The sequence below is a fragment of the Priestia sp. P5_B4 genome, from assembly GCF_056400385.1.
Map to the genome: position 1 here is coordinate 1 of NZ_JBFULJ010000145.1, position 7,189 is coordinate 7,189.

The 7,189-nt window shown below is 38.3% G+C and carries 7 protein-coding genes; 4 read left to right on the plus strand and 3 right to left on the minus strand.

Annotated elements, in window-relative coordinates:
* The first annotated feature begins 6 nt into the window (after positions 1 to 6).
* Together AC1DRF_RS13110 and AC1DRF_RS13115 are read left to right on the plus strand one after the other, a co-directional pair.
* Positions 7 to 978, plus strand: coding sequence for an NAD(P)H-dependent flavin oxidoreductase (locus AC1DRF_RS13110; protein ID WP_477740891.1), 972 nt, complete (start codon positions 7 to 9; stop codon positions 976 to 978).
* Positions 979 to 1,048: 70 nt separating this feature from the next.
* Positions 1,049 to 1,444: a hypothetical protein gene (locus tag AC1DRF_RS13115; protein ID WP_230184482.1), complete on the plus strand. Its 396-nt coding sequence runs from the start codon at positions 1,049 to 1,051 to the stop codon at positions 1,442 to 1,444.
* A 26-nt stretch (positions 1,445 to 1,470) separates the two neighbouring features.
* On the opposite strand, the gene AC1DRF_RS13120 is transcribed toward AC1DRF_RS13115, so the two are convergent.
* Both AC1DRF_RS13120 and AC1DRF_RS13125 read right to left on the minus strand, forming a co-directional pair.
* Positions 1,471 to 2,823 (minus strand): cation:dicarboxylate symporter family transporter, encoded by a 1,353-nt coding sequence (locus AC1DRF_RS13120; protein WP_477740892.1) that lies wholly within the window; start codon positions 2,821 to 2,823, stop codon positions 1,471 to 1,473.
* 233 nt (positions 2,824 to 3,056) lie between these two features.
* Entirely contained in the window at positions 3,057 to 3,821 is a 765-nt protein-coding gene (locus AC1DRF_RS13125; protein ID WP_043978369.1) for a sulfite exporter TauE/SafE family protein, read from the minus strand.
* A gap of 271 nt (positions 3,822 to 4,092) precedes the next feature.
* Here AC1DRF_RS13125 and AC1DRF_RS13130 point away from each other — a divergent pair, with 271 nt between their 5' ends.
* Positions 4,093 to 5,367 carry an ATP-binding protein gene (locus tag AC1DRF_RS13130; protein WP_477740893.1) on the plus strand — a complete coding sequence of 425 codons (1,275 nt, stop codon included), beginning with the start codon at positions 4,093 to 4,095 and terminating at the stop codon, positions 5,365 to 5,367.
* 164 nt (positions 5,368 to 5,531) lie between these two features.
* On the opposite strand, the gene AC1DRF_RS13135 is transcribed toward AC1DRF_RS13130, so the two are convergent.
* Complete coding sequence (locus AC1DRF_RS13135) at positions 5,532 to 6,434, minus strand: TetR/AcrR family transcriptional regulator (protein WP_230184476.1); 903 nt, start codon at positions 6,432 to 6,434, stop codon at positions 5,532 to 5,534.
* A 265-nt stretch (positions 6,435 to 6,699) separates the two neighbouring features.
* Between AC1DRF_RS13135 and AC1DRF_RS13140 the strand changes: the two genes are divergently transcribed.
* On the plus strand, positions 6,700 to 7,189 hold a 490-nt coding region (locus AC1DRF_RS13140), incomplete at its 3' end, for an MFS transporter (protein WP_477740894.1).

The window sequence follows — 7,189 nt, forward strand, 5'->3', positions numbered from 1 at the left end:
ACATAGATGAAAACACGGGTAACAGATTTATTAGGAATTCAATATCCAATTGTACAAGGAGGTCTGGCTTATTTAGCGTACGCAGAACTTGCTGCTGCTGTCTCAAATGCAGGAGGGCTTGGACAAATTACAGCTATGACGCTCCGAACACCTGAGAAACTTCGAGCTGAAATTAAGAAAGTACGTTCTTTAACTGAGCGTCCTTTTGGCGTTAATTTTGCTGTTGGAGGTCAAACAGAAGGTTCTTATAAAGAACTTCTCGACGTAGCAGTAGAAGAAGGTGTGCCGGTTGTTTCCATAACAGGAGCAAATCCCGCACCTATTTTTGAGAGATTAAAAGGAACAGGAATTAAAACGCTCGTGCTTGTAGCCAACGTGCGTCAAGCTCAAAAAGCTGAGAAGTTAGGAGCAGATGCTGTCATGGCAGTGGGGCAAGAAGCAGGAGGACATATCGGACGTGAGGATCTCGGCACAATGGTACTAATTCCTCGAGTAGCTGCGGCTGTGTCAATTCCGGTCCTGGCCAGCGGAGGGATTGGAAACGGCCAAGGATTATTGGCAGCGTTATCATTAGGCGCTGAAGGAATTGAAATGGGAACACGTTTTATCGCGACAAAAGAATGTGTAGATGCCCACGATGCGTATAAACAAGCTATTGTAGAAGCAAAAGAAACAGATACTGTGGTTATTAAACGTTCGTTCGGAGCACCTGGACGCGTATTGAAGTCCCACTACACTCTTGACATTATTGAGCGTGAGCAGCAAGGAGAGAGGTACGAAGAGTTAAAAGACGTTATTAGCGGAGTAGCAAACTGCCGGTATATTTATGAAAATAAAATCGATGAAGGCTATGGGTGGGCAGGTCAAGTCGTTGRACTGATTGATAGTATCCCAACGGTGCAAGAGCTTTTTGACAGTATGATAGAAGAAGCAGAAGCTAGTTCTAAACGACTGCTGAGTATAGTGGAAAAGAAGTAGAGATACAAGCCGTCATACTGCAGCAATTATTCGCATATTTATAATCTATATCTCTAAATGAGGTGAGAGAATGAAAAGGATGCGAGCATTTGCTATTATGACGTTTTTAGTAGTAGGTTCAGGGTATGCAGTTTTTACTAAAAAAGAAGAAGTTTCCAAGACTCAGCAAGCACAAGTGTACGAAGAAGCAAAGCCTGTTATTAAACAAATGGACAAACTGGATATTTGGCATAAAATCAGCAGCGGTTTAACTGAAGCGGGCTATGAATCAAGGGGCGTGAATTCTTCCCTTTACTCAAAAGACAGAGTAGAGCTGGATGTGTATATGGAGCCTTCCGTTTCAGCTGATGCCAAAACGCAAGAAACGATTAAACAAATCGTATATAAAATACTCGAAGAAAATAAGTTTCAGCAAAAGGCCTTTCATGTAACAATTAAATTCCTGCCCGAAAAACAAGCAAAATAGACTTGTCTCGGCCAGGAAATTTTTTGTTAAAATGCTTTTTCATTGGCTGCTGGAATACTCTCTGGGAGAGAAATTTCAGCGTTTTTGGGCTGATATGCAATTTTTCCGTCCAGCACATCATTTGCTTTTTGTAGATCTAATAAATTTTCCCATCGTGCGATAATAAAAGCAGCTACCGCATAACCAATAATATTAACTGTGGTCCGGTAATTACCCATAAAGCGATCAGGAGCGAGCATCAGAGCCACGGCTGCTACCGGAATGGATCCGGTTGCTGCTGCGGTAGCCGAGAGAGCAACAAAAGCTGATCCTGGAATACCAGCCATTCCTTTAGACGTAAGAAGAAGAACACCAAGCATTAAAAGCTGATCAGTGAGGCTCAAATCCACGCCTGTTGCTTGTGCTAAAAAGACGAGGGCAAGAGACAAGTAAATGGAAGCACCGTCTAGATTAAACGAATAGCCCGTAGGCACAACAAGGCCCACGACTGCTTTGTTGCATCCTGCTTGTTCGAATTTATCCATGAGCTGCGGCATAACGGCTTCAGTGGAACCCGTAGCAAATGCCAGCATAATTTCTTCTCGTATATATAGAATGACTTTCCACAAACTTAATTTTAAATAGATTCGTAAAATAACAGCTAAAACAAGAACAAATGCTAGACAGGCAATTGTCATAGCGATAAATAGCTTTCCGAATGCAGCAAGTGTTCCAAGACCGTACTGACTAACTGCGAATGCCATGGCACTAAAGGTGGCAAGAGCCGTTAATTTCATAATGTATCCCATAATTTTAAACAACACATCATTTACTTTTTCCAATACATTTAAAAGGGTCTCTGCTGTTTTTCCACCTATATGAACAAGCGCGATGCCAAACAAACAAGAAATTAAAAGCACTTGAAGCATGGAGTTGCTTGAAAAAGCACCAACTGCACTGTCTGGAATCATATTAAGAAAAAAATCACCTTCACTCGGAAGTTCGGAGCCGTTTGTCTTCGCGTCCACTTCGCTTGTGCTTAAGCTTGAAGGATCAACATTCATACCGGTGCCGGGGTTCATTACGTTTGCTACTAATAGACCGATCAATAGAGTGAATGTTGTGACAATTTCGAAGTAAAGAATGGTTTTTCCGCCGATACGTCCAACTGTTTTAATGTTTCCAACCTTGGCAATTCCAACAACGACTACTCCAAAAATAAGAGGAGCAATCAGCATTTTGATAAGCTTAATAAAACCGTCTCCAATCGGTTTCACAGCATTTCCAAAGCTTGGCCATAGATATCCTACGGCTATGCCAAGTACAATTGCCATCATAATTTGAAAGAAAAGACCTTTATAAAAAGGTTTTTGCTTACTTTTTGCCGCTGTTTGTGTCATGTGTTCTCCCTTCGTCGTACAATTTTTTGGATATCACAACAGATGTTATGTTTTTTTACATTTTAACGTAAGGTTGTTTGAAGTGTCATTGGTCTCTTTGACTAAAATTCAATAAAAATATTAGTTGAAGTGTATAAGAAGGGAAGGGAAGTGGTTTAAAACATTATTATTTTTAATGTAGATCTTTAAAAAAACTAATAAAAAGCACATGCAAAGGCATGTGCTTTTATTTGTTAAATTAATTTAATTCCGCTAATTAGAATGATGGTTGCCATAATGGCTTGAAGCGGTCTTGAAGGCACTTTCGTTGATAAACGGCTTCCGATTAACACACCTGGGATAGATCCAATTAATAGGTTAGCAGTCAACATGTAATCCACGCTTCCAAAGCTTGCATTTAAAATACCAGCCACCGTAACGAGAAGAAACGCATGTGCAATATCAGTTCCAACCAGCTCAGATGTTTTTAGCTTAAATAAGTACAGCATCGCAATCGCAAATAATGAGCCTGAGCCAATCGATGTTAGTCCGACAATGAATCCAAAGACTACGCCAATTCCGATTGTTAATCCTTTTTTCTGATTTAAGTCCATTTCCTGAAATCGGTTGGGACGAATTAATTTATCAAAAAAGACGCGAAAGATAATTGAAATGGCAACCAGCGTCATGACATATCCAAGAGCGTGCTTAATAATCGTTTCTTGATGCTCGTGAAAAGATGGAAATGCATGAAGTGTGACAATAGCCAGCACAGCGCTCGGAATACTTCCGAAGGCTAAATATTTTGCTAATTTAAAGTTAATGGTTCGCTGTTTGTAGTGCTGAGCGACTCCGAATAATTTTGTGATAGAATTGTAGACAAGATCTGTTCCTACGGCAATGGAAGGGTTAATGCCGAGTACAATCAGTAAAGGTGTTAATAAAGCGGCACCTCCAACCCCAGTTAAGCCTACAAGGGTTCCAACGAATAATCCCATTAAGGTAATTGATAGTTCCATATTTCGTCCTCCTACTCTCAAAACCAAGTACATTGATCTGATTATAGAGCATTGTAACTCATATGTAAATAAAATTCTGAATATTTTTAGTGAAGTTGAAAAGGTTTTCTTAGCCTTCACTATTTTAGGGAACGGACGATAAAGTCATAGGAAGTTATAAAAAAGTAAATAGAATACGTTTATTTATCTATGATTACGCTCTAATTTGTGTTACAAATGTAAATGCAATAAAAGAGTTTATTTTTATCTCATTTGAAAGACCGGTGAATGCATGAGTTTTGTCACGAAAGATTTGTTAATTAATTTTTTGTTTATTTTATTGGCGCTGTTTTTAGTGCAGATGTTTTATTTAATCAAGTATGCTAAAAAAATTCATTGGTGGAAAGATCGTTATATCGCGGTATTTCCGATTTTAGCTATTACCTTTTGCCTTTTGTTTCCGGTTAACGGAGCTTATGTCCCGGATGACTATCGGATGGATCTACGAAGAATTCCTTATATTTTAGGAACGTTATATGGAGGCTGGCCGCTAGGAAGCTTGCTTTTTGTCTTTATTTTACTGCTGCGCTTGCTAATTGGCGGGTACGATGTAGGCTTTTTATCAACACTAATTTCTCTTCCGATTTTATCCATTCCTTTATTTTTCATAACAAAATACTTTTTGCATTTCTCATTAAAAAATAGAATTATCGTGAGCACCTGTCTTAGTCTGATCGGTTCTTTATTAGCTATGCTTGTATCTATTTTTGTCTTGCACGTAACAAGCATTCCTATTAGCGTGTGGGTTCAATTCGCGATTTTAGATGTAGCAGGCATGTTTGTAATTACCATACTGTGGGAAGCGATACGGGCAAATTTACTAGTGCTGCAGCGCCTGATGAAAGCAGAGAAACTAGAAATTGTCAGTCATTTAGCTGCCAGCATCTCTCATGAGGTGCGAAATCCTCTAACGGCAAGCAGAGGATTTATGCAAATGCTGCAAGAAGATGAAAAAGAACCTGCTAAAAAACGCTACATTTCTATTGCGATTAATGAACTAGATCGTGCAAAAGAAATCATTGATGATTACTTGCTGTTTGCCAATTCTGCTCCGGAACGAAATGAAAAAATGAATATTTCAGAAGAGATTCATCATGTCACCCATATTATGACGCCTCTTGCCAATATGAATGGAGTCGCTATTGATTTTACATTTGATGAAGAAGTGAAGTTCTGCGTAATGGGAGAAAGAAGAAAGCTTCAGCAGTGCCTAATCAATTTATTTAAAAATAGTATTGAAGMCATGCAAAATGGAGGCACGTTAACCGTTAAAGTAACAAAAGAAGGCGAAGCTGTTATTGTGGATATTATCGATACAGGCTGCGGTATGACGCAAGAACAAATCAACCGGTTAGGCGAACCGTATTTTACAACAAAAGAAAAAGGTACGGGGCTTGGAACGATGGTATCTTTCAGCATTATTCATTATATGAAGGGAAAAGTGAGTGTGTCTAGCACAAAAGGAAAAGAAACGTGTTTTTCACTTCAATTTCCACTTTGTGAATAAAGAGGTCGGGACAAAAGTTATTTAGTTGAAGGAAAATCCGAATGCGTTTGATTCTTGAGGGAGAATCAAACGCATTCGGATTTTTTCATTGGCAGGGTAAATGTAGATTTCATCTATTTATTCGTCTGTGAATTTTATGGATTTAGTTATGTTTTACTCTCTTTTTAATGACGTTCACTCACATACTGATCAATCATCGTTTGCAGTTCCTCTAGGGTCGTTTTACCGTTGTTAACAGACAGCTGCTTTAACGATTGAAGGGCACTATCTACAACAAACTTGCGGGGATTTGGCTGTTTAAACAGCTCTTCTTCAATAAAACTAATAAGCTCTGTGCATTTTTGACGTTCGAATTCATCCGTAAATTGTTTGTGAACCTGTTTTTTTAAATCGATAAGTGCTGCAGAAATGTGCTGTTCTATTTGATTTTTAGTATTTGGGCAAGATGGAAGCCATTCTTTAATCGTTTGCGGATCGAGCAAAATGTCTCCTGAACTTGCTACTTCGTCTACAAGAGGAAGCAGGCGCTTGACACTGTAGCTTATGATCTCATGGGGGGCAGTATTTGTGCCGTTAACCATAAAATTATAGTGAAAGTTGCGATGAAGCATGCCAAGAAACATAATTGCACAATCTAGCAGGTACGGTTTCTTTTCTTGTCCAAATAAATCAATGAACCGCTTGTAAACCCAGTTTACTTCAACAAACTGGGTTTTTTTGATGTATGCTTTTAAATCAGGATCATTGGAAACAAATACTTCTTCAAGTAATGTAAAAAATTTATGTTTATGATGGTTTTTCATCTGTGCATCAATCTGTTTAACAAATACATCTACATCGGTCAGGCTTTTCCCAACCAGCAGCTGATTCCGCTCTTGTTCAATTGTTGTATGAAGCCAGGTAAAAACAGCGATTAATAATTCATTTTTTGAAGAAAAATAGTTGTAGAATGTTCCTTTTGAAATGCCGCTATAATCAATGATGTCTTGAATAGATGTAGCTTGAAATCCTTTTTCGACGAAGAGATGGTGTGCATTTTTTACAACTTGCTGTTTTCGGTTATTCATTATTATCACCTAAATATAAAATTAGACTCATGGTCCAACTTTATGATACATGATTTAAAGCGTTTACACAAATGTTCTTTTCAAAAAAATAGACGATATCACGAAAATGTATTGATATAAAAGGATTACAGCACTAAAAAAGTCGATAAAATAAAGGACATGAACGCAAGATTTTTCGCTTGCATAAATTGAACTCACAGTATAATATACTCTATGTAGAACATGTGTCTAAAAAAATGAACTTAAAGTATAAGGAGGTACAATAATGAGTCAATCGATAAATCAAATGGAAAAGCCGCCTTATGGCATAATTGCTATTTTGTTAATTGGCGCTTTTATCTCATTGTTGAATGAAACGTTATTAAATGTGGCGCTTCCGTCTATTATGAAAGACTTAGATGTGACAACGTCAACTGTCCAGTGGCTTTCTACTGGGTATATGTTAGTGAATGGTATTATGATTCCAACTACCGCTTTTTTAATTCAGCGCTATTCTATCAGAGGCTTATTTTTAACGGCTATGACTTTATTTACAGCGGGAACCATACTTGCCGGTGCTTCGCCCGTATTTTCGGTCTTGTTAACCGCTCGTATTATTCAAGCATCAGGCGCAGCCATTATGATGCCGCTTTTAATGAACGTATTGCTCACAAGTTTTCCGTTAGAAAAACGCGGAGCTGCGATGGGAATTTTCGGTTTAGTTATGATTTTTGCTCCGGCAATTGGCCCTACCTTATCAGGGTGGCTAATTGAAC

What these genes read in the sequence shown, in the direction of transcription:
- AC1DRF_RS13115 (WP_230184482.1), top strand. Translation starts at nt 1,049, where the DNA reads ATGAAAAGGATGCGAGCATTTGCTATTATGACGTTTTTAGTAGTAGGT.
- AC1DRF_RS13120 (WP_477740892.1), bottom strand. Translation starts at nt 2,823, where the DNA reads ATGACACAAACAGCGGCAAAAAGTAAGCAAAAACCTTTTTATAAAGGT.
- AC1DRF_RS13125 (WP_043978369.1), bottom strand. Translation starts at nt 3,821, where the DNA reads ATGGAACTATCAATTACCTTAATGGGATTATTCGTTGGAACCCTTGTA.
- AC1DRF_RS13135 (WP_230184476.1), bottom strand. Translation starts at nt 6,434, where the DNA reads ATGAATAACCGAAAACAGCAAGTTGTAAAAAATGCACACCATCTCTTC.